We start from the raw sequence: 22,238 nt of genomic DNA on the forward strand, positions 1-22,238 counted from the left end.
GGCCGTCGCGGCCCATCCTTCCCGTTTCCTTGATCGCGCACGACCGTTGGCGCGGGCGACACCATGACGAAAAATGTTTTGAGCATCCAGTCACATGTCGTTTTCGGGCACGCCGGCAACAGCGCGGCGGTGTTCCCGATGCGCCGGCTCGGCGTCAACGTCTGGCCGCTCAATACCGTGCAGTTCTCGAACCACACGCAATACGGCCATTGGACCGGTAGTGCGATCGAGGGCTCGCAGGTGGAAGAACTGGTCGAAGGCATCGGCGCGATCGGCATGCTGCCGCGCTGCGACGCGGTGCTCTCCGGCCACCTGGGCACGCCCGAACAGGCGCAGTCGGTACTGGAAGTCGTCAAGGCCGTGAAGGCCGCCAATCCGCGCGCGTGGTACTTCTGCGATCCGGTGATGGGCGCGGCGAGCAGTTGCAAACCCGCGCCGGGCATCCAGGAGTTTCTGGTGCGCACGATGCCCGAAGTGGCCGACGCGATGGCGCCGAATCACAGCGAGTTGCAGCGGCTGGTCGGCCGCGAGATCGAGACGCTGGAAGAAGCCGTGGCGGCATGCCGCGAACTGCTCGCGCGCGGTCCGAAGCTGGTGCTGGTGAAGCACCTGCTCGACCGCAACAGTCCCGCCGACCGCTTCAACATGCTGGTCGTCACCGAGCGCGAGGCGTGGATGGGGCAGCGCCCGCTTTATCCGTTCGCGCGGCAGCCGGTGGGCGTCGGCGATCTGACGAGCGCGGTGTTCGTCGCGCGCACGCTGCTCGGCGACTCGATCCGCGCGGCGTTCGAGCATACGCTCGCCGCCGTCAACGCGGTGGTCAAGACCACCTGGCAGGCCGGTCGTTACGAGCTCGAACTGGTGGCCGCGCAGAACGAAATCGCGCAGCCGCGCGAATGGTTCGACGCGTGGGTCGCGGATACCGCATAGGCTGCGGCGCACGCCGTCCTATAATGCGTGCCGCGTGAAAGGGGCGCCTATTCGCGCATGCAGTGTTTTTTCGCGCATCCAGTTCAGCATTCAGCATTCAGCAGACGAGGCATCGATGGACGGTTATATCCGCAGCGAGCGGGAAGAATTTTTTGAGCAGTTGTGCATCAGCGTCGACGCCGACGAAGCGCACGAGCAGGAAGCGATCGAGTACTTCGAAAGCCAGTTCGACCAGGCCGACTTCGATCCCGCACAGTGGCTCGACATCGCGCTCTACTACTCGCCGGCGGTGGCGCGCGGCATCGTCGAGATGGTGACGCCCGACGACAAGGCGCGCAGCAACATCGCCGAAGTGATCGCCGACAACCTCGACATCTCCTACGGCGAGGACGAATGCCAGCAGTTCGCCGAGACCATCGAATTCGCGCTGAACAACGGCGTGCCGGTGGACCTCGATCTGGTGCTCGACGGCTGCCAGCGCGCGATCGACGACCTCGACACATGGGCCGACGAGGAGACCAAGGCGCCGCTGCTGCGTCTGCGTGAGGAGTTGCTGCGCCAGCAAGGCGAGCATTGAGGGCGTTGTTATGGGCGGCTAGTGGTCGCCTTGTTGGTCCCCGCTTCTTGATCCCGCTTCGGGCGCATTCGCGGCGCGCTTTCTCCGCAGTGCGCCGCAGTAGTCATATTTGCCCGGCACGCGCCCCCGCGGCGCATGCCAAAGTTCACCCCCTCCGCTCCCGCAGCGACCCCCGCCCTTCTTAAGCATGTGCCGCAATCGGCACCCGCCATCGACACGCCGCACCGCAGCCCATGCGCCGCCAGCAGCCGCGCCGCGCGGTCTATGCCGAAATCCTCATTCAAAGCGCCGCGAACTGCCAAGACGTCCGCAAATTGGCTTTCTATATTCGCGCCAGATTGACCGGCTTTCAAACGCTGACGCACGCATTACATGCAATCGAGCATTGTCCACAGCGCCGGTCATCCGTAGTCTTTCGATGCGCGGACAGGGCGAACCATGTCCGCTCGTCGATCCCGCGTTACCGCCTTGCCGTTTTCACACCCTGAAACTGTCGATGGAAGGAGAGACCATGAGTCTTCGCAACACGCTGAAACCGCTTGCCTTGTTGATCGGCGCCGTCTTCGCGATCGCGCCGCCGGCCAGTTTCGCCGACGACCTGCCGGTGAAGATCGGTTTTGCCGCGCCGCTCACGGGCGCGAACGCCGGCTACGGCAAGGACCTCGAGAACGGCGTCCGGCTCGCCATCGAGGAAGCCAATGCGCAGAAGATCAGGATCGGCGACAAGGTGGCGCAATTCCAGATCGTCTCGCAGGACGATCAGGCCGATCCGCGCATCGGCGTGCAGGTCGCGCAGAAGCTGGTCGACTCGGGCGTGTCCGTGGTCGTCGGCCACTTCAACTCGGGCACCACGATTCCGGCCTCGCAGGTCTACGAGCAGGCCGGCATTCCCGTGATCGACCCGGCCGCCACCAATCCGACCATCACGGGGCGCGGCTTCGCGAACACCTTCATGGTGATTTCCACCGATGCGCAAAACGCCGGCAACGCCGGCGTCTATGCGGTGGAAGTGACCAAGGCCAAGCGCATCGCGATCATCGACGACCGCACCGCGTTCGGCCAGGGCGAGGCCGACGAGTTCGAGAAGGCGGTGAAGGCGCGCGGCGGCAACATCGTGGCGCGCGAATACACGGATAACCACGCGGTGGACTTCAGCACACAGCTCACCAAGATCAAGGCGGCTAACGCCGATCTGATTTTCTTCGGCGGTCTGGATACGCAGGCCGCGGGCTTCGCGCGGCGGATGAAGCAACTGGGGATGACCGCGCAACTGGTGGGCGGCGGCGGCGTGGAGGACCCGGAATTCATCAAGCTCGCCGGCGACGCGGCGGAAGGCGTGATGGCCTGGGAATACGGCCGGCCGTTGGCCGAATTGCCGGGCGGCAAGGACTTCTCCGCGAAGTTCAAGAAGCGCTTCGGGGCGGACATCCTGTCTTACGCGCCGTTCGGCTACGACGGCGCGTGGGCCGCGATCAAGGCGATGCAGCAGGCCAAATCCAGTTCGCCGGCGGTGTATCGCCCGGTGCTGAAGGCGAGCGAGTTCGAAGGCATTACCGGCAAGATTTCCTTCGACAACACCGGCGCGCTGAAGAGCGGTGCGTCCACGCTCTATCAGGTGAAGAACGGAACGTGGGTGCCGATCGTGACCAAGAGCGGCACTTGAGCCAAGGCTCGCGCAACGCCAGCGCCCGCTATCCGGCGACCTTGAGCACCAGCGCCGTATCGAGGTCGCGTTCGATTCGCACGAGGTCGTCCTTCATCTCGGCGAATTCGTTGGCGGAACACATCTGATGTCCGAAGGCGGCACGAAGGTGCCGCCTCACCTGCAACACCCGCGCCGCCGGATCGAAGACGTAACGCGACGAGAACTCGATGAAGCGGTTCTTCACCGCCGTATCGGCCGGCAAATCCGTCACGCGGACAAAGCGCGGCAACGTCATTTCCAGCGTCTCGTCGAACTCGCCGCCGATGCACGTCCAGGGCTGCGTCCGGGCAGGCTCGGCAAGCCACGCCTCGACCTGGGTGCCCATGCCGCCCGCCAAACTGGTCAGCGCCGGCACCGCCGTGGTTCCATCCGTCCACACGAAATGCTCCACCTTGCCCTGCATCGACGTGGCGAAGGGTCCGTCCGTGGCCGCCACGTCGCCGGCGCGCAATTGCGCCGTGCCATGCAGCCCCGTCTGCAATAGACGGCTCGCGGCAATCTGCTGGGTGCGCTGCCGCGTCGCGCGCCGCAGCGTATTGCGTTCGAGCTCGGCGGTGAAGCCCGCATCCTCCACGCGGTACGCGTAGTTGGCTGCGCCGCGCTCGTCGATGTCGATCTGCAACCGCGCCGTGCGCTCGCGCGACTGCGCGGCCGGCGTGCGCGACACCACGCCCTGGTTCACCAGCAAGACCGGCCGGTCCATCGCGCCCGGCGGCAGATAACCGAAACCCACGCCGCCCGCGGTCGTATCCGCGAACAATGAGAGTTCGGGCATCCAGACGATCGCGTGATTGATCGCGCTCGCTCCGTAGCCGGGCACGTCGGGCAAACCGTAATACGGGCCGAGATTGAGCAGCACCGCCTCGCTGCGGATGCCGACCGCCGCCAGCAACGCGCTGTAGAGCGCGACGTGGTCCTTGCAGTCGCCATAGCGGTTGCGCAGGATGTCGATCGCCTTGTGCGGGATCGCCGCCGTCTCGCCGAGAAAAAGCGCCACGTAGCGAATGTTCAAACGCATCCAGTCGTACAGCACCTGCGCCTTCGCGCGCGGATCGGCGGCTTGCGCCGTGAGAGCCTGCGCGAGGCGGACGATCGCGGGGTCGCTCATCGTCGCGTCGAGCGCGGGGCCGCGATAGCGCGCGGCGAAGCTCGCGAAGTCGGGCACCGTCGATATCATCAGGCGATCGCCCCAGTTCGCGTAGCCGACCGCGCCCGCCTCGATGCGCGCATACGGACCGTGCCGGTAGTCGAACTCGTAGCGGGTGCGGCCGTTCGCCGTGACCGGCGGCAGCGCGACGTAGCCGCGCGCGTCGGCGTAGAGCGGAATATCCGACGGAAGATCGAAGATCAGGCGCTGCATCTCGACCGGTTCGCGCGTCGGTTCCACCAGGTACGCGAACGTGCCGGCCTGCAAGGGCCGCGTGCGCGTCTTGCGAAACGCGAGATGCACGCGCGAGCCGGATTCGACGCCGGGAAAGATCACCGTGCGCAACACGCCGTTCTGGAAGCTCGGCGCGCCCGCCGAGCGCGGCTCCTGCACGTCGCGGATCGCCTCGGGACCGACCGGATGCGCGACGCCGTTCGGGTCGATCGTTTCGGCGCCGAGCAATTGCACCTGCTCGATGTCCTTGTTGAACCAGATATAGCGTTGCGCGATATCGTCGACGCCGCTCGTGGTATTTGCGCGCAATACCGTGTCGTCGTGCTCCTCGATGGAGCCGTCTTTCTGGATCGTGAAGAGATGCACGTCGCGCTCGATCGTGGCGGGCGCGAGATCGTTGGCGGATAGCGCGGCGGGGCTGTCCTCGGCGAACGCGGTGGCTGCGCATAGGCAGAGTGATGCGATGAACAGCGCCTCGGACAGTGCGCCGAACAGTGCACCGAACAGCGCGCCGGGCGTCGACCTCGCGGCCCGCCCGACGAAAGAGACGAACGCGCCGCCCCGCATCATGTGCGGCGCGCCCCGCCCCGCGCGCGCCATGCGCGCGGGCTCGAAGCAAACTCCGCGCGAAACGCGTGATTGAAATTCGACAGATCATTGAAGCCGCAATCGAGCGCGATATCGACGACCTTCGCGCCGCCGGCGCGCTCGTCCCCGACCTCGCGCAGACGCAGCGCAGCCGCACGCAAACGCGCCCGCAACAGGTATTGATGCGGCGTCACGCCGACCACGCGCTGGAACGTGCGCAGGAAGTGGAATTCGCTCAGCCCCGCCGCGGCGGCCAGGTTCGCGAGCGTATGCGGCGCGCCGGGCGTTTCGTCGATCACGCGCGCGATTTGCGCGACGCGCGACCAGGCCGTGGCGCTCGCGGACGGTTCCGGCCGCGTCAGCGCACCGGACGCGTTGAGCGCCGCGGCGGCCAGTTCAACGGCGAGTTCGTCCCACGCCGCTGCGCCGCTGCCGTCACCGCAAGCGCCGGCGCAAGCCCGCGCGATCAGCGGTGACAACGCGCGCAGCGACGGTAGGCGCGCGCGTTCGAAGTTCAGCTTGCCGCTCGCCACACCCGCATCGGCGGCCAGCCGCTCGAAGTACGCCGGCGCATAGCGAAACGCGATGCAGCGGTCGCCCGCCCCATGCCGGTGGCCGCATTCGAAGCAGTCGCCGGCGTTGCCGAGCAGCAGCGCGCCGGGCGTGAGCAGTTCGCGGCCCGGCGCGGCCCGATAGCCGAACGAGCCGGCCACCACCATCGCGATGCACACGCCGCCGTGCCGCTCCTCGAACGGCTGGTCACGCGGACCCAGCGTGCAGAGGACATCCGCGACGTCCCAGCCCGCGCCTTGGGCCAACCCACGCGCGTTCGTGCCGCCGCGCGCGCCTTCCTGTTCGCGCCGCGCGAGCGCCTGCTGCAAGGTGACGGCAATTTTCCCCAAGATGCACCTCGGCTGAGTCCGTATCGTGGTTTTAGCACATCGGCGGCCGGCGCGGTTTTGCCGGTTTTCGCCCATTTTGCTGATGCCGATCCGACCAGAAACCGAAGGAGCACACAGGATGAACACGCTGGAACACAATCCGCACGACGCCCTGCAAGATGGCTTTCACGCCGCGTTGAGCGCCCCCGCGCGAGCCGCCGACATCGACGCCGCCGACGACGTCTACGGCTGGCTGATCGGCAGTTGGGACATGGACGTGGTGCACTACCGCGTCGATCTCGGCAACGCGCGCCGTCGCGGCGAGATTCATTTCGGCTGGGTGCTGGAAGGCCGCGCCGTCCAGGACGTATGGATCATGCCGCCACGCGGCGAACGCCAAGACGGGCTCACGGTGAACGAGACGATGTACGGCACCACGCTGCGCGTCTGGGACCCCACACTGCGTGCGTGGCGCGTGACTTACCTCAATCCGCGCACCGGCCAGCGGGACGAACTGACAGGCCGTCGCATCGGCGGCGAGTTGGTGCAGATCGGCACGCACGCCGACGGCACGCCGATCCGATGGAATTTCACCGGCATCACGCGCGATTCGTTCCGCTGGACCGGCGTCGCGCTGGCAAACGACGGCGTGACGTGGACGCTAGAAGCCGAGTTTCATGCACGGCGCAAGGGTGCGTCGATGGCGAAGTGAGCACCGCTTTGCAAGCGCGGATCGACAGGCCCGCGTCGCCGGCATCATTCGCTTTCCCCTAGCTGGCTCAGCAAGGCCTGCAACCTCTCCACATGCCTGAGCAGCAGATGCCGATGCTTCTCGATCTGTTCCAGCCGGCCCGCGAGGTCGGCATGAATCGGATCGTCGAGATCGGCGGCGGCGATCACGTCCTCCACCTTCGAGCGCATCGACGCCAGTTCCACCGGCGCGTGACTCAGATGCCGCTCGAAGCGCCGCACGTCCTGTATCGCCAGATCGCGGACCTTGCGGAAATACGCCTGACGCCGATGCGCTTCCGCGTCGACGCTCTCCTCCTCGGCGCGTTTGGCGGAACCCGACTGGCCGAATATCGGCTCGGGCGGCCGCAGCACGGTTTTCTTGCGCACCGGATGCGCCGTGCCGCGAAACCGCGCGAGCGGCCGCTCGTTGTCGATCGCCTCGCGCGCCTCGGCGGGGATGTCCGCTTCGCCGTGCGGCGCGTTCATCCAGCCGTGGGGCAGCCCCGTGACCGCTTCGATGCCGCGCACGAACTCCTCGCTGAATTCGCGCTGGCCGGACAGCATCAACTTCAGATAGCTCGCGGAGAAGGTCATCATGCGCGCGAGGCGAGTCGCCGCGCCGACCTCGCGAGTCAGCAGCACCAGGTTCGCCCGCCAGACCGGGAGCAGCAATTCGTCGGAATCTTCCATCGCTGGGTCTTCCATCTTTTTCGCCCGATGTAGGATAGCGCGTGCGTCACGCTTGCACGCGTCATCGTTTTGAAAGCGTAGCCGCTTGAACGCAGCGCATGCGATCCCCGCGCGCACTCGTCGCGGCGGTTGCGGCACACACCGCGCCGCGACCGCATTGCCGTAACAAGACCGCCATCACCGATTCAAGGATTTCGTAATGAAGCAAGTCATTCTCGCCCTCGCCGCAGCGGTGGCGTCCCTGAGCGCGATCGCTCCCGCTCAAGCCTATGAGCATCATCACCGCGCATGCCACAAGGTGCACGTTCACCATCATTGGGAAAAGCGCTGCCATTGAGGGTCATGCGCGGCCGGCGACGGCGTGCATCGAAAAGCCCCGCTCGACGCGGGGCTTTTTTTCAGGTTGACCAGGCGGACGCGGGCCGTGACATGCAGCGACGCTCTCTACGTTCGGCGCGAAAACGTCGGCGCGCAATCACGGACACATGCTGTTACACCTTGGCGGTGTGAGCCGACGCGAAGTTGCCGCTCGCGGAAATACGCAAGCGGCATCGGCCGCGTGGAGAAAGAGGGATAACGGGTGGAGGCGTAGCGAAGGAGTAGCGACGGCGAGCGCACCGTCACGCGGCCTTGACCCGCTCCAATGCCGTCGTGACGAGTGCTTCGAGCAAGGGCTCGACCCTGGCGGCAAGCGTTTCGTCATAGGCATAGGGAAACCGCTCTTCCATATACGTGATCTGCGACAGTTCGAGCTGCACCGCATGCACGTCTTGCGACGGCTGACCGTACTGCCGCGTGATATAGCCGCCCTTGAAGCGCCCATTGGCGACCGCCGAATATTCGCCATGCCGCTCGACCACGGCGGCCAATTCCTCGGCCAATCCCGCCACCGCGCTTGCGCCATTCGACGTGCCGAAATTGAAATCCGGCAGACGTCCCTCGAAAAAACGCGGCACGTGCGAGCGGATCGAGTGAGCTTCCCATAACAGCACCTTGCCGTGCCTCGCCTTCAACGCGGCCAGTTCGTTTTTCAACGCATCGTGATAAGGCTTCCAGTAAGCATCGCGACGGCGCGCGACTTCCGCCTCGGTGGGCAGATGGCCTTCCAGGTACAAGGGCGCCTTGTCGAAGGTGTCGACCGGCAACAGGCCGGTCGTGTCCTGGCCGGGGTAGAGATTCGCGCCGTCGGGCGGACGGTTCAGGTCGATCACATAGCGCGCGTATGTCGGCGCAAGAATCGACGCGCCCATGCGTTTCGCGAATGCATAGAGACGGTCGAGGTGCCAGTCGCAATCGTCGGTGCGTTGCGCGACGGGTGTCATCGTCGCGGCGATGTCGGCGGGAATCTGCGTGCCCAGATGCGGGATCGAGATCAGCAGCGGCAGGCTTCCCTGATGCAGCGAGAAAACCGGCGGAATGTTCGAAGCAGTCATGTCAGTCCCGAATCGATGGGATCGAAAAGAGTCGGTTATTCACTTGAGCAACTCACTTGAGCAACTCGGCGAGCGCCACGCGATAGCGCGTATAAGCGCCCTCTTCATCGCGATGCCGGCGGTTTTCGACGACCTTGTCGCCACCGGCATACACGTCGCGAATCGGCGTCTCGCCATGCTCGCAGAATACGACGCCCGAAAGCCAGGCGCTCGGCGCATGCTCGGCGATGCTCGAATGATTCGGGTCGAGCACGAGCCAGTCCGCGCGGCGGCCGGCTTGCAACGCGCCGACCGCGCGGCCGGTTGCCTGCGCGCCGCCTTCGAGCGCGGCGTCGAACAAACGGTCGGCGACATGCGTGGCCTGCGCCGACGCCAGCACGTTGCGTTGACGGCGCATCAAACGCTGGCCGTATTCGAGCAAGCGCAACTCCGAGCGCCAGTCGACGCCGATATGGCTATCCGAACCGACACCGATGCGCCCTCGCGCGTCGAGATATTCCTGCGCCGGAAAAATGCCGTCGCCGAGATTGGCTTCGGTGGTCAGGCACAAACCGGCGACCGCGCCGCTCTTCGCGAGCGCCAGCGTTTCATTCGCGTCGACGTGCGTGGCATGCACGAGGCACCAGCGGCTGTCGACGTCGAAACGATCGAGCAGCCATTGCACCGGACGCGCGCCTTCGGTGTCGAGGCACGCGTCGACTTCGGCGGTTTGCTCGGCGATATGGATATGAACCGGCGCGCTCCGTTCGATACCATCGAGCAACGCACGCAACGAATCCGCCGACACCGCGCGCAGCGAATGTGGCGCCACGCCATAGCGCAAGGCCGCGCTTTCCGGACGCGCCGCGCGCAGCGTGCCGAGCAAGTCGAGCAGACTCTCCGGCGTGTTGATGAAGCGCCGCTGATCGTCGCGCGGCGCGCGCGAGCCGAAGCCGCTGTACTGATACAGCACCGGCAGCATCGTCATGCCGATGCCGCTCGCCGATGCCGCATCAACGACTCGCTGCGCCAGTTCCGCCTGATTCGCATAGCGGCCGCCTTCGGGCGTGTGATGCACGTAGTGGAACTCGCACACCGACGTATAGCCCGCCTTCAACATCTCGATGTACAACCACTGCGCGACGCTTGCGAGCCCTTCGGGCGTGATGCGCGCGGCGAAGCGATACATCAGGTCGCGCCAGCTCCAGAAGTTGTCCGTGGCGCCCGTGCCCGATGCGGCGCGGTATTCGGTGAGACCCGCCATCGCGCGCTGGAACGCATGCGAATGCAGATTCGGCATGCCGGGCAGCACGGGGCCGGCGGCTTGGGGCACGCCTTCGGGAACCGCCGCCGTGTCGGGCGTCACGGATAGCAAGGTGCCGTTCGCGTCCCACTCCAACAGCACGTTGCGGCGCCAGCCGTCCGGCAAGTACGCGTGGTCCGCGAATAGGGACTGTGCCGGTTGCTTGGGTTGCTCAGATTGCTTCGGTTGCGTCATTGCTCGGGCCTTAGCTCAATTCACGCCGCGTATAAACGGTCTCGCCCGCGCGCACGACTCGCGCGCACAACGGACGTCCCATCCAGTAAGCCAGCTCGGCCAGCGAGTCGACCGGCCACACCGCGAAATCCGCCGCGCGCCCTGCTTCCAGCGCGCCGTGGGTATCGGCTTTGCCGAGCGCGAGCGCCGCATGCGATGTCACGCCTTGCAGCACTTCGGGCACGGTCATGCGAAACAGCGTGGTCGCCATGTTCATCATCAGCAGCAGCGAGGTGGCGGGCGAGGTGCCAGGGTTGCTGTCGGTGGAAATCGCGATCGGCACCTCGTGGCGCCGCAGCAAGTCCAGCGGCGGCAATTGCGTTTCGCGAATGAAGTAGTACGCGCCCGGCAGCAACACCGCGACGGTGCCCGCTTCTTTCATCGCGACGACGCCGGCTTCGTCGAGGAATTCCAGGTGATCGGCGGACAGCGCACGATGACGCGCGGCCAAGGCGGCGCCGCCGCCGTTCGACAACTGCTCGGCATGCATCTTCACCGGCAGCTTGTAGCGCTCGGCGGCGTTGAACACGCGCTCGCTTTGCGCCAGCGAAAAACCGATGCGCTCGCAGAACACGTCGACCGCGTCGACAAGACCTTCGTCGGCAAGCGCGGGCAACATGACGTTGCACACCTCGTCGATATACGCATCGGCGCGGCCGGCGAATTCGGGCGGCAACGCATGCGCACCGAGAAACGTCGTATAGACCGTCACCGGATAGCGCTCGCCCAACCGGCGCGCGACGCGCAGCATCTTGCGCTCGCTGGCGAGATCGAGGCCGTAGCCCGACTTGATTTCGACGGCGGTCACGCCTTCGGCCAGCAAGGGCGCAAGGCGTGCGGCCGATTGGCGGAATAGCGAGTCTTCATCGGCGGCACGCGTGGCGCGCACCGTGGAGATGATGCCGCCGCCCTGCCGCGCGATTTCCTCGTAGCTGACGCCCGCGAGGCGTTGCGCGAATTCGTCCGCGCGCTGCCCGCCGTACACGAGATGCGTGTGGCAATCGACGAGGCCCGGCGTCACCCACGCGCCGTGCAGATTCTCGCGTGGCCATGCGGCGTAGTCGGCGGGCAGGTCGGCGGCCGCGCCGAGCCAGGCGATCTTGCCGTTTTCAACGGCTATCGCGGCATCCGGCAGCGTGTGCTGCGGATCGCCCCGCGGGCAAAGTTTCAGGTGATCCCAAACGGTTTGCTTCATCGCGTGCTCTTTGCAGCTCGTTGCGTTTCCGTGGTGATTCGCGTGTGCGCGTGGCGGAGTGCCGGGACGTACTCGCGAATCGTCGTCATCGTCGCGCGTCGTTACGTATAGACCTATAGCGGATGCTGATCGCGAGCACCGCGCCCGCGCCCTGGATCGTGCAAGGCAGCGCGTTGGGCGTATCGATACGCAGCGTGTCGTCCTGTTCGAGCGTCAGCGCTTGCCGGTCGGCCAGCGTGATTTCGACCGATCCGCTGGCGCAGAACAGCAACGCGACGTCCGCAGATACGGTGCGTGGCTGCATCTGGCCGCGCCACACTTCAAGCTCGCCCACCGCCGCGCCACGCCGCACCATCAGGTTGAAGTCGCGCGTCGCGCCGTTGATCAGGCGCGCGTCGATTCGTGCTTCACCGGCGAAACGCGCGACATCGAGCGGCTGCGCCAACGCATGCGTCTTCGCGGCATGCGCGTTTGCGCCGTCCGTTTCGTCGAGCAACATGCCCGCGCCGGACAACAGCACGAGCGTGCGATCGATGCCCGCAAAGCGCGAGAACGGCCCGGCCTGCGCGACATCGGCGACGCTGACCCGCCACACGAAATCATCGTGCGCAACACCTTCGGGAAAGACCGCCACTTCACGCGTGACGCCGCCGCCGTTCTTCCACGGCGCCGCCACGAGATCGGCGCCGCGCATCAGTGCGATGCTTGCCATGCTGCCGGCGGGCGGGCTGCGAAGCGCCACGATCAACGGCCGAGCATCGGCAGATTGAGACCCGCCTCGCGCGCGGTTCGCTGCGCGAGTTCATAGCCCGCATCCGCGTGACGCATCACGCCGGTGGCCGGATCGTTGAACAGCACGCGGCCGAGGCGCTTGTCCGCTTCGTCCGTGCCGTCGGCGACGATCACGACACCCGAGTGCTGGCTAAAGCCCATGCCCACACCGCCGCCGTGATGCAGCGACACCCACGACGCGCCGCCTGCCGTATTCAGCAATGCGTTGAGCAACGGCCAGTCGCTCACCGCATCCGAGCCGTCCTTCATCGATTCCGTTTCGCGATTCGGGCTCGCGACCGAACCCGTGTCCAGGTGATCGCGGCCGATCACGATCGGCGCCTTCAGCTCGCCGTTCTTGACCATCTGATTGAACGCTTGACCCAGGCGATAGCGATCCTTCACGCCGACCCAGCAAATGCGCGCCGGCAGACCCTGGAACGCGATGCGTTCGCGCGCCATGTCGAGCCAGTTGTGCAGATGCGGATCGTCGGGGATCAGTTCCTTGACCTTCGCATCGGTCTTGTAGATATCCTCGGGGTCGCCCGACAGCGCGACCCAGCGGAACGGACCCTTGCCTTCGCAAAACAACGGGCGGATGTATGCCGGCACGAAGCCCGGAAAATCGAACGCGTTTTCAACGCCCATTTCCAGCGCCATCTGACGGATGTTGTTGCCGTAGTCGAGCGTGGCCGCGCCGCGTTCCTGCAAGGTCAACATGGCCTGAACCTGCTTGGCCATCGACTGCTTGGCCGGCTTCACGATCGAATCCGGCGCGGTCTTCTGACGCTCGCGCCAGTCCTCGACGCTCCAGCCTTGCGGCAGATAGCCGTGAATCGGGTCGTGCGCGCTGGTCTGGTCGGTCACGCAATCCGGCGTGATGCCGCGCGCGACGCACTCGGCGAACACGTCGGCCGCGTTGCCGAGCAAACCGATCGACACCGGCTTGCCCGCTTTCTTGGCTTCGTCGAGCATGGCGAGCGCTTCGTCGAGCGTCCGCGCTTTTTGATCGACGTAGCGCGTCTTCAAACGGAAGTCGATGCGCGTCTCGTCGCACTCCACCGCGATCATCGAGAAGCCGGCCATCGTCGCGGCGAGCGGCTGCGCGCCGCCCATGCCGCCGAGACCGCCGGTCAGAATCCAGCGGCCTTTCGGGTCGCCGTTGAAATGCTGGTTCGCGACCGAGAAGAACGTCTCATACGTGCCCTGCACGATGCCCTGGCTGCCGATATAGATCCAGCTGCCCGCGGTCATCTGGCCGTACATCATCAAGCCCTTGCGATCCAGTTCGTGGAAATGCTCCCACGTCGCCCAATGCGGCACCAGGTTCGAGTTCGCCAGCAGCACGCGCGGCGCGTCGGCATGCGTGCGGAACACGCCGACCGGCTTGCCCGACTGGATCAGCAACGTCTCGTCTTCGTTCAGGTCTTTCAGCGAGGCCAGAATCTGATCGAAGCAATCCCAGTTGCGCGCGGCGCGTCCGATGCCGCCGTACACGACCAGCGCATGCGGATGCTCGGCGACTTCCGGGTCCAGGTTGTTCTGGATCATCCGGTACGCGGCTTCCGCGATCCAGGTCTTGCAGGTCTTTTCCGCGCCGCGCGGCGCGCGGATCGTACGGGTGGGATCGAGACGCGGATCGATGTGCTTGGGGTTGTTCATGGTGGCCCTCGGAATGCTTGAAGAATGTGCAGGAGATGTTCGGAAAGTGGCGAAATCAGAAATGTCCGGTGAAGCGATAGCGGCTGCCGGGATGCCAGAGGTTGGCGATCGACGCAACCTGGCTTTGCGACCACGTGCGCCGATGCAGCACGAGGCAGGGTTCCAGTTCGTCCATGGTCAGCAGTTCGCGGGTATCCGCATCGGCGGCCAATGCCTCGATGCGGTACTCGACGCGCTGCAACGGCGCGACGCGCACGAGGTACTGATTCGGCGTGGTGTTCGTGAAGTCCTGCAACGCGTACTCGGGCGCGACCGCCGGGTTGACCCAGCGCTCCTCGAGTTGCACCGGCTCGTCGTTTTCGAAATGCAGCACGCGCGAATGAAATACCGGGCTGCCGGCGTTCACGTTCATTTCCGCGGCGAGCGCCTCGTCGGCGATGGTGGCGCCGATGTGCAGCACCTTCGCCTGATAGCGATGACCGCGCGCGACGATTTCGTCCGAGATGCTGCGGATCGCCACCAGCGTCGATTCGTACTTCGGGCGCGCGACGAACGTGCCGGAGCCCTGCACGCGCGTGAGCACCTGCTCCGAGGTCAGCTCGCGCAACGCGCGGTTCACCGTCATGCGCGCGACGTTGAATTTGCGCGCGAGTTCGTTCTCGGAGGGCACCTGGTCGCCTTCAGCCCATTCGCCCGCATGAATGCGCGCGAGGATGAAGTCCTTGATGCCCTGGTAAGCCGGTGCGTTCATGTTTGGCTTGGTCCGCGTGCCTGAAAGTCGCTCGATGGCTGCTGAAGTGATGGCTTATTGCTCGGAGGCGAACGAGAACGGGCTCAGCTTCGCGATCGTGCCGTTCTGCACGAGACGCGTCACCGCCGCGATGTCGGGCGCGAAGTAATGATCGATCTCATAGTGCGCGACGTCCTTGCGCACCGCGTCCATCACTTTCTGCAAACTCGGGCTGGTCTTGTGCGGCGCGCGCAGATCGACGCCTTGCGCGGCGGCAAGCAATTCGATCGACAGGATGTTCGCGGTGTTCTCCGCGATGTCGCCAAGCTTGCGCGCGGCGAAGGTCGCCATCGACACGTGATCTTCCTGGTTCGCGGAAGTCGGCAGCGAATCGACCGACGCCGGATGCGCGAGCGTCTTGTTCTCCGACGCGAGCGCGGCGGCCGTCACGTGAGCGATCATGAAGCCCGAATTCACGCCGCCGTCGCGCACGAGGAACGGCGGCAGGCCCGACAGCGTGGCGTCGATCAGCAACGCGATGCGGCGTTCGGCCAGGGCGCCGATTTCAGCCGCGGCGAGCGCGAGGTTGTCGGCGGCGAAGGCGACCGGCTCCGCGTGGAAGTTGCCGCCCGACAGCACTTCACCCGTGTCCGGGAAAATCAGCGGATTGTCGGAGACGGCGTTCGCTTCGAGCAGCAGCACGTCGGCGGCATGGCGCATCTGGTCGAGGCACGCGCCCATCACTTGCGGCTGGCAGCGCAGGCTGTACGGGTCCTGCACCTTGTCGCAATCGGCGTGCGAAACGTTGATGCCCGAGCCTTGCAACAGCGAACGGTAAGCGGCCGCGGCGTCGATCTGGCCTCGATGGCCGCGCAGTTCGTGAATGCGCGCGTCGAACGGCTTGACCGAACCCATTGCCGCGTCCACCGACAGCGCGCCCGCCACCAGCGCGGTGCGGTACAGGTCCTCGATCGCGAACATGTTGTAAAGCGCGAGCGCGGTGGATGCCTGCGTGCCGTTGAGCAGCGCGAGCCCTTCCTTGGCTTGCAGCGTGAGCGGCTTCAGGCCGACCAGCGCGAGACCTTCGGTGGCCGGCATGCGCTCGCCCTTCGCGAACACTTCGCCGACGCCGAGCAGCGTCGCCGACATATGCGCGAGCGGCGCGAGGTCGCCCGATGCGCCGACCGAACCCTTGACCGGAATCACCGGCAGCACGTCGGCGTTGTACAGCGCGATCAGCGCTTCCATCACTTCGCGGCGAATGCCCGAGTGACCGCGGCCGAGGCTCGACAGCTTCAACGCGATCAACAGACGCACCACCGGCCGCGACATCGGCTCACCCACGCCCACCGCGTGCGAGAGCACCAGATTGCGTTGCAACAGTTCGAGCTGGTCGTGCGGAATATGCGTGCTGGCGAGACGCCCGAAACCCGTGTTGATGCCGTAGGCCGGCTCGCCCTTCGCGGCGATATCGGCAACGGCTTGCGCGCAGGCGTCGATCGCGGCGTGGCTGGCGGGATCGAGCCGCAGCGCGACGTGTTCGCGGGCGATGCGGCGCAGTTGCGGGAGGGTCAGGTGGCCGGGCTTCAGAGTCATCATGGTTGGGTTGTCCTGTCTATACAATTTGAGAGAAGTCTAGCTGCGCCTTCTTGTATATACAACCTGTTTTTAAAGCTGCCGGCCTGGGAGTTTCCATTAGGGTGCGATATTCACAAGGCATGCGGGCGCTTGAACCGGCGTTTCGTTCGGCATTGCCGTTCTCATGGCCTTTGGTTGAGATTGGCGTCAACTTGTATATACACGTCCAAAATACGCCGCGCCAGCCGGTCAATCAATTCGATGCCGCGCCGCCACGCGGATTCACCCGTTTAGAGAGTTATAGAAGAGTCCGCTCATGGCGTAAAAAAGCCCGCGCTCAGGCGAGCCGCGGGCTTCTTCAGACGCACTCTCGCGAAAGAACCGCTACAGCCTCACCCGCGCCGCCATGAAATCCAGAAAGCACTGCACGCGCCCCGCCAACGACGCGCTCTGGTAATACACCGCGCTCACCGGCTGCCGCTCGTCGACGAGCACGTTGCCGAGAATCGGCACGAGCCGTTCCTCGCGGATGTCGGCCGCGGTCATGAAATCGGCGAGGCAGGCGATGCCCCATCCGCAAAGCGCCAGTTGCCGCAGCGTCTCGCCGCTCGATGCGGTGATCGCCGGCTCGATTTTCAGCGACTCCGCGCGGCCCTTTCTGCCTTCGCGCAGCGGCCAGCGATTCAGATGCTCGGGCGCGGTGAAGCCGATCAGACGATGCGCGCGCAACGCTTCCACCGAGCGTGGCTCGCCATATTCGGCCAGATACGCGGGACTCGCGACCACCCGCAGCTTGCTGCTGCCCAACGCGCGCGCATGCAAGGTCGAATCCTGCAAGGCGCCGATGCGGATCGCGATGTCCACCTTCTGTTCCAGCAGATCGACGATCCGCTCGTTGCTGGTCAACTCCAGCCGGATCTCGGGATACAACGCCGAAAACGCTTTCATATGCGGCGCAATGCAATGGAGCATGAACGGCGATGCGGCATCCACGCGCAGGCGCCCCGAAGGGCGCTCCCGTCCGCGTGTGACCGATTCCTCGGCCTCCTCCATCGCGTCGAGAATCGCGCGGGCGCGCCGCAGGAAAGCCTCGCCCTCTTCGGTCAATTGCAGACGGCGCGTGGTGCGCCGCACGAGCGCGGTGTCGAGTTTCTTTTCGAGGCGCGTGAGCGCGCGGCTCACGCCGGACACGGTTTGCTGCAATTTCTCGGCGGCCGCCGTAATCGAACCGCTGTCGATCACGGTCACGAAAACCAGCAGTTCGTCGGTGGAAGTCTTCATTGTTGATTTCAAATCAAGATTGATTTGAGACTAACACGCTTTTTGCGAGAATCGAGACGACGGATACTGCGGGCCTGTCATTCGTGTTCCCTCCATTTCTCCCAGGAGAACGTCTTGAAGATTTTCATCACGGGCGCAAGCGGTTTTATCGGCGGTTCGATCGCGGCGCACCTCGTGCGCGCCGGCCATCAGGTGCGCGGTTTGATCCGCAAGTCCGAACATAGCGCCGAGTTGCAACGCCTCGGTATCGAACCCGTTATCGGCACGCTCGACGACCGCATGCTGCTGATCGCCGAGGCAAAGGCCGCCGACGCCGTCATCAACGCCGCGAGCAGCGATCACGAAGGCGCGGTAACCGCGCTGATCGAAGGCCTCGCCGGGTCCGGCAAACCGTTCCTGCATACGAGCGGTTCGAGCATCGTCGGCGATGCGTCGGGCGGCGAGGCGGGTCAGGCGCGCGTCTATCACGAGGACGCGGTGCCCGAACCGAGCGCCGACAAGGCGGCGCGCGTGGCGATCGATCGGCAGGTGCTCGACTCGGCGCAGCGAAACATCCGCTCGGCAGTGTTGTGCAACACGCTGATCTACGGTCACGGTGCGGTGGCGGGCAGCGCGAGCGTGCAGTTGCCGCGACTCGTGCGTCAGGCGCAAAAGAGCGGCGTGGTGCGGCACGTGGGCAGCGGCGGCAACATCTGGTCGAACGTGCATATCGACGACGTCGCCGAACTGTATCGCCTCGCGCTGGAGAAAACGCCGGCGGGCACGTTCTATTTCGTCGAAAGCGGCGAAGCGTCGTTCCGCGAGATGAGCGCCGCGATCGCGCGGGTCATGAAACTGGGCGAGCCGCAAGCCTGGCCGCTCGAAGAAGCGCAAAAGGAATGGGGCTATGAAATGGCCTCGTATGGCCTCGGTTCGAACAGCCGCGTGCGCGGCGAGCGTGCGCGCAAACTGCTCGGCTGGGAGCCGAAACGCACTTCGGTGATCGAGTGGATCGAGCACGACATGATGTCCCCCAAGGGGACTTCCTTCGGGGCGCCCCCCAAGGGGACTTCCTTCGGGGCGCAAGAGGCTTGAGGGACGTAAGCTGTGTAAGCGTCGGCGTTGCGAATCCGTAAGCTCCACTCGATAGAATCGCGCTCACCCGATAGTGCGATTCGACAATCCGTCTCGCACGTGAGCCCGGATTGCAACGATGACCTTGGCGCTGAACTTCGACTGGCTGACCAACCTGCTGGCGATTCTTTTTGTCGTAGCGTGCCTCTACGATGCACGCTACGACGAATACGGCACGTTGACGCTGTCGGCGGCCGCGATGGGTCTCGTCGTGATGGCGATCGAACTGTTCCTCAGGCCCGCTTTCGACATGGCGCTTTGAGCGGCCATTGAGCCATATCGACTCGCAATCCGGCTTATTCGCGCCGGCTTTACGATGGGCGCGTGGCGTCGATGTGCACGACGTCACGCGCTTTTCCTGCATCTCGCCTCTTACATCTCGCCTCTTACATCTCGCTTCCTGCATTAGCCGCACGCCGCGCAACCGCCATGCGCTTTCTCCTCGTAGCGATCGTGATGCTTGACCCAGTCGGTCAGATTGCTCGCCTCGTTGCGGCCCTTCGGCGTCACGTCCAGATGCGCATACGTGTTGATGAAGCGCTCGTCGCCGCGGCCGTAGCAGGAATACGTGTGATACACGTCGCCCTTTTCGTCCTTGTAGAACACGCTGTGGCCGTGTTGCTCGTCGATGCCGACGTCCTGTTCGGTGAAATTGTAGAAGCCCTTCCTGCTCTCGAGTTCCTCGGGCGTAAACGACACGTGATAGTCGAAATTGAAATCGCTGCCGCTCGACGACACCCACGGGAACGTCCATCCCATGCGTTTTTTGAAGGCTTCGATTTTTTCGAGCGGCGCATGCGATACGGTCACATACGACACATCGTGATGTTCGAGATGCGTGACGATACCGACCATGTGATCCGAGAGGAACGAGCAGCCAACGCAGCCTTCTTCCCAGTCCGGTCCCATCATGAAGTGATAGATAATCAACTGGCTGCGGCCGTCGAACAGATCGGCGAGTGTCTTGCGGCCGTGCGGCGTATCGAACACGTAGGTCTTATCGACCTTCACCCACGGCAGAGCGCGGCGTTTGCGCGCAAGCTCGTCGCCGTCGCGCATGTGCGCTTTCTCTTCGGCTAATAGCGCCCTGCTGGCGGCCAGCCATTCTTCTCTCGTGCCAACTCGATGTTGCGGGTCCATGTGCGTCTCCTTTTCTGAATGACTCTGCGCGATGCGGATTCGCATCACGCAACTTGCGCGATTTCACGCAATGTCAGGCGAAATAGCGTTCCAGCAATTCGTGGTCCAAGGACGGCTTCGGCGCCGCCCGCATGCATCCGCTTCATGATTTGCGCCTGTTCCGTCCTGGCGCGGAAGACTTTCGCGGACGTGGCGTCGAGCCGCCACCGCGAGATGAAGCCGGACTGGGCGGAGGTGGCGCTTCCTCCTCTTCGACTAAAGCGGCGAGACGATCGAGCGATTCGGACCAGAAGTGCTGATAGCGGCGCAGCCACTCCATCGCCTCTTCCATGGGGCCGGCGGATAGCCGGCATGCAACCGTGCGGCCGGTCTTGCTGCGCGTGACGAGACCGGCGTCGGACAGCACGTCGAGATGTTTCATCACCGCCGGCAACGACATGGCGAACGGCTCGGCGAGTTCGCTCACCGACAGTTCGTTGCGCGACAAACGCGCGAGCAGCGCACGCCGCGTAGGGTCCGACAACGCGGCGAAGGTGCGATCGAGTAGCGTTTCGTTAAACTTAACCATGAGGTTAAGTATAGAAACGCGAATGCGGATGTCAAGGACAGGTCCGCACGTTATCGAAACATGCGAGAACACGAGAAGGAGAACGCGGCATAAAAGACATGCGGCGCGTCGCAAACAAGGCACTGCAACGCGCCGCATCGAGATGGAAAACAACCGGCTACACGCTGGAGCAAAACGGCAAGCGCCCTGCCCTCACGTCACTGCAATACAACCAGCAAACTCCGTGCAAGGGCTCGAGCGGAATTCAGATCGCCCAACCGCCCAGATAGAAACCCGCCAGCACCACGGCGATCACCACCGTGCCCACATTCAGCTTGCGATACTCGCCGCTCACCACGCGGCCGATCACCAGCGTCGCGAAGCCGAGCATGATGCCCGTCACGATGTTGGCGGTCAGCACGATGAACACCGCGCACATCAGACCCGACATCGCGTCGACCATGTCGTCCATGTGCAGCTTGCTGACGTTCGAGAGCATCAACAGACCCACGTACATCAGCGCGGGCGCCGTCGCATATGAAGGCACGAGGCCGGCGAGCGGCGAGAAGAACATCACGACGAGGAACAGCAGGCCGACCACCGCCGCCGCCATGCCCGTCTTGGCGCCGGCCGCCACGCCCACCGTCGATTCGATGTAGGCCGCGGCCGGCGCGCCGCCGAGCAGGCCCGAGAAGATCGAGCTCAGCGAATCCGCCGTCAACGCGCGGCCGCCGTTGATGATGCGGCCGTTTTCGTCGAGCTGGCCCGCTTGTCCCGCGACCGCGCGGATGGTGCCGGTGGCGTCGAACACCGCGGTCATCACGAGCGCCAGCACGCTCGGCAGAACGGCCATCGAGAGCGCGCCCTTGAGGTCCATCGCGCCGATCAGCGACGCATGGCCCGGCGCGCTCAGCGACGGCACCGCGAACACGCCATGAAACGACACCGCCGGATCGATCAGCAGCGCGAGCGCCGAGATCGCGACGATCACGATCAGGATCGAGCCCGGCACGCGGCGGCGCACCAGGCCGAAGATCGCCGCGAGCCCCGCCACCGACATCAACGCCGGCAGCGCCGTGATATGACCGAGCGACACCGGCAGACCGGCGCCCGGATTCTTCACGACCAGACCGACCTCGTTGGCGGCGATCAGCAGCAGGAACAGGCCGATGCCGATGCCCGTGCCGTGCACGATGCCCGTCGGCAGATTGCGCAGAATCCACGAACGCACGCCGGTCACCGAAATCGCGGTGAACACGACGCCCATCAGGAACACCGCGCCGAGCGCGACGTTCGGCTGCAAGCCCTTGCCGAGCACGAGGCCGAACGCGGTGAACGCAGTGAGTGAAATCGCGCAGCCGATCGCGATCGGCAAACGCGCCCACACGCCCATCAGCAGCGAGCCGAAGGCCGTGGTCAGGCACACGGCGACGAACACCGCGCTGGTGTCGAAGCCCGCCTTGCCGAACATGCCCGGCACGACGAATACCGAATAGACCATCGCGAGAAAGGTCGTGATGCCGGCGACGATTTCCTGACGCTGCGAACTGCCGCGCGAGGAAATTTCGAAGTAGCGGTCGAGCAAGCCTTTACCGTCGAATGATTCGGCGCCGACTTCGGAAATCGGCTGGGCGTGGGGTTCCATCATGATGAATGCCTCCTTTATCAGCGTGCTGAAACGGCCGCCGATGCGGGCGTCGTCAGGTTCGTCTCGTGGCGTTGGTTCAATGTGTGCGGCTCGTTGTCGTGTCGAAATGTAGGCCAACACAAATATGTCTCCCATCGCAT

At 64.9% G+C, this 22,238-nt stretch carries 21 protein-coding genes; 7 read left to right on the top strand and 14 right to left on the bottom strand.

Annotated features, from left to right (window positions below):
• Positions 1–63: 63 nt before the first annotated feature.
• The 3 genes from pdxY to CUJ90_RS12450 all read left to right on the top strand — a co-directional run bounded on the left by pdxY (position 64) and on the right by CUJ90_RS12450 (position 3,170).
• Positions 64–930, top strand: coding sequence for a pyridoxal kinase PdxY (gene pdxY, locus CUJ90_RS12440; protein WP_114162892.1), 867 nt, complete (start codon positions 64–66; stop codon positions 928–930).
• Positions 931–1,045: 115 nt separating this feature from the next.
• Positions 1,046–1,507, top strand: coding sequence for a hypothetical protein (locus CUJ90_RS12445; protein WP_073432464.1), 462 nt, complete (start codon positions 1,046–1,048; stop codon positions 1,505–1,507).
• A gap of 511 nt (positions 1,508–2,018) precedes the next feature.
• Entirely contained in the window at positions 2,019–3,170 is a 1,152-nt protein-coding gene (locus CUJ90_RS12450; protein ID WP_073432472.1) for a branched-chain amino acid ABC transporter substrate-binding protein, read from the top strand.
• A 28-nt stretch (positions 3,171–3,198) separates the two neighbouring features.
• Here CUJ90_RS12450 and CUJ90_RS12455 read toward each other — a convergent pair whose 3' ends face one another.
• Both CUJ90_RS12455 and CUJ90_RS12460 read right to left on the bottom strand, forming a co-directional pair.
• Positions 3,199–5,163 (bottom strand): DUF3857 domain-containing transglutaminase family protein, encoded by a 1,965-nt coding sequence (locus CUJ90_RS12455; protein ID WP_244219920.1) that lies wholly within the window; start codon positions 5,161–5,163, stop codon positions 3,199–3,201.
• On the bottom strand, positions 5,160–6,083 hold the full coding sequence (locus CUJ90_RS12460) for a helix-turn-helix domain-containing protein (protein WP_114162894.1): 924 nt from the start codon (positions 6,081–6,083) through the stop codon (positions 5,160–5,162). The genes CUJ90_RS12455 and CUJ90_RS12460 overlap by 4 nt, the downstream gene beginning before the upstream one ends.
• Positions 6,084–6,201: 118 nt before the next feature.
• Here CUJ90_RS12460 and CUJ90_RS12465 point away from each other — a divergent pair, with 118 nt between their 5' ends.
• Positions 6,202–6,774 (top strand): hypothetical protein, encoded by a 573-nt coding sequence (locus tag CUJ90_RS12465; RefSeq protein ID WP_114162896.1) that lies wholly within the window; start codon positions 6,202–6,204, stop codon positions 6,772–6,774.
• A gap of 44 nt (positions 6,775–6,818) precedes the next feature.
• On the opposite strand, the gene CUJ90_RS12470 is transcribed toward CUJ90_RS12465, so the two are convergent.
• Entirely contained in the window at positions 6,819–7,484 is a 666-nt protein-coding gene (locus CUJ90_RS12470; RefSeq protein WP_073432461.1) for a hypothetical protein, read from the bottom strand.
• Between the two features lie 199 nt (positions 7,485–7,683).
• Between CUJ90_RS12470 and CUJ90_RS32835 the strand changes: the two genes are divergently transcribed.
• On the top strand, positions 7,684–7,821 hold the full coding sequence (locus CUJ90_RS32835) for a hypothetical protein (RefSeq protein WP_167449656.1): 138 nt from the start codon (positions 7,684–7,686) through the stop codon (positions 7,819–7,821).
• A 283-nt stretch (positions 7,822–8,104) separates the two neighbouring features.
• Here the strand turns inward: CUJ90_RS32835 and hutG are convergent, their stop codons facing one another.
• From hutG to CUJ90_RS12510, 8 genes are all read right to left on the bottom strand, one after another.
• On the bottom strand, positions 8,105–8,917 hold the full coding sequence (gene hutG, locus CUJ90_RS12475; protein WP_083084161.1) for an N-formylglutamate deformylase: 813 nt from the start codon (positions 8,915–8,917) through the stop codon (positions 8,105–8,107).
• Positions 8,918–8,969: 52 nt separating this feature from the next.
• Complete coding sequence (locus CUJ90_RS12480; protein WP_114162897.1) at positions 8,970–10,394, bottom strand: formimidoylglutamate deiminase; 1,425 nt, start codon at positions 10,392–10,394, stop codon at positions 8,970–8,972.
• A gap of 10 nt (positions 10,395–10,404) precedes the next feature.
• Positions 10,405–11,628 (bottom strand): imidazolonepropionase, encoded by a 1,224-nt coding sequence (gene hutI / locus CUJ90_RS12485; protein ID WP_114162899.1) that lies wholly within the window; start codon positions 11,626–11,628, stop codon positions 10,405–10,407.
• An 85-nt stretch (positions 11,629–11,713) separates the two neighbouring features.
• A complete protein-coding gene (locus CUJ90_RS12490) occupies positions 11,714–12,340 on the bottom strand; it encodes a HutD/Ves family protein (RefSeq protein WP_114163544.1) in 627 nt (208 codons plus the stop codon).
• 32 nt (positions 12,341–12,372) lie between these two features.
• Positions 12,373–14,061 carry a urocanate hydratase gene (hutU, locus tag CUJ90_RS12495; RefSeq protein WP_114162900.1) on the bottom strand — a complete coding sequence of 563 codons (1,689 nt, stop codon included), beginning with the start codon at positions 14,059–14,061 and terminating at the stop codon, positions 12,373–12,375.
• A 55-nt stretch (positions 14,062–14,116) separates the two neighbouring features.
• Positions 14,117–14,812, bottom strand: a complete 696-nt coding sequence (gene hutC / locus CUJ90_RS12500; RefSeq protein WP_114162901.1) for a histidine utilization repressor — start codon at positions 14,810–14,812, stop codon at positions 14,117–14,119.
• 54 nt (positions 14,813–14,866) lie between these two features.
• A complete protein-coding gene (gene hutH / locus CUJ90_RS12505) occupies positions 14,867–16,390 on the bottom strand; it encodes a histidine ammonia-lyase (protein WP_176035801.1) in 1,524 nt (507 codons plus the stop codon).
• A 363-nt stretch (positions 16,391–16,753) separates the two neighbouring features.
• Positions 16,754–17,650, bottom strand: a complete 897-nt coding sequence (locus tag CUJ90_RS12510; protein WP_073432454.1) for a LysR family transcriptional regulator — start codon at positions 17,648–17,650, stop codon at positions 16,754–16,756.
• A 114-nt stretch (positions 17,651–17,764) separates the two neighbouring features.
• Here CUJ90_RS12510 and CUJ90_RS12515 point away from each other — a divergent pair, with 114 nt between their 5' ends.
• Together CUJ90_RS12515 and CUJ90_RS12520 are read left to right on the top strand one after the other, a co-directional pair.
• Positions 17,765–18,724, top strand: a complete 960-nt coding sequence (locus CUJ90_RS12515; RefSeq protein WP_114162903.1) for an NAD-dependent epimerase/dehydratase family protein — start codon at positions 17,765–17,767, stop codon at positions 18,722–18,724.
• Between the two features lie 118 nt (positions 18,725–18,842).
• Entirely contained in the window at positions 18,843–19,025 is a 183-nt protein-coding gene (locus CUJ90_RS12520) for a hypothetical protein (RefSeq protein ID WP_083084172.1), read from the top strand.
• A 143-nt stretch (positions 19,026–19,168) separates the two neighbouring features.
• Here CUJ90_RS12520 and CUJ90_RS12525 read toward each other — a convergent pair whose 3' ends face one another.
• The 3 genes from CUJ90_RS12525 to CUJ90_RS12535 form a co-directional block, all read right to left on the bottom strand.
• Positions 19,169–19,903 carry a DUF899 domain-containing protein gene (locus CUJ90_RS12525; protein WP_114162904.1) on the bottom strand — a complete coding sequence of 245 codons (735 nt, stop codon included), beginning with the start codon at positions 19,901–19,903 and terminating at the stop codon, positions 19,169–19,171.
• Positions 19,904–20,045: 142 nt separating this feature from the next.
• Positions 20,046–20,471, bottom strand: a complete 426-nt coding sequence (locus CUJ90_RS12530) for an ArsR/SmtB family transcription factor (protein ID WP_114162905.1) — start codon at positions 20,469–20,471, stop codon at positions 20,046–20,048.
• 244 nt (positions 20,472–20,715) lie between these two features.
• A complete protein-coding gene (locus tag CUJ90_RS12535) occupies positions 20,716–22,098 on the bottom strand; it encodes an NCS2 family permease (protein WP_114162906.1) in 1,383 nt (460 codons plus the stop codon).
• Between the last annotated feature and the right edge of the window lie 140 nt (positions 22,099–22,238).

Origin of the sequence: Paraburkholderia terricola, assembly GCF_003330825.1 — a bacterium.
Taxonomy (GTDB): domain Bacteria; phylum Pseudomonadota; class Gammaproteobacteria; order Burkholderiales; family Burkholderiaceae; genus Paraburkholderia; species Paraburkholderia terricola.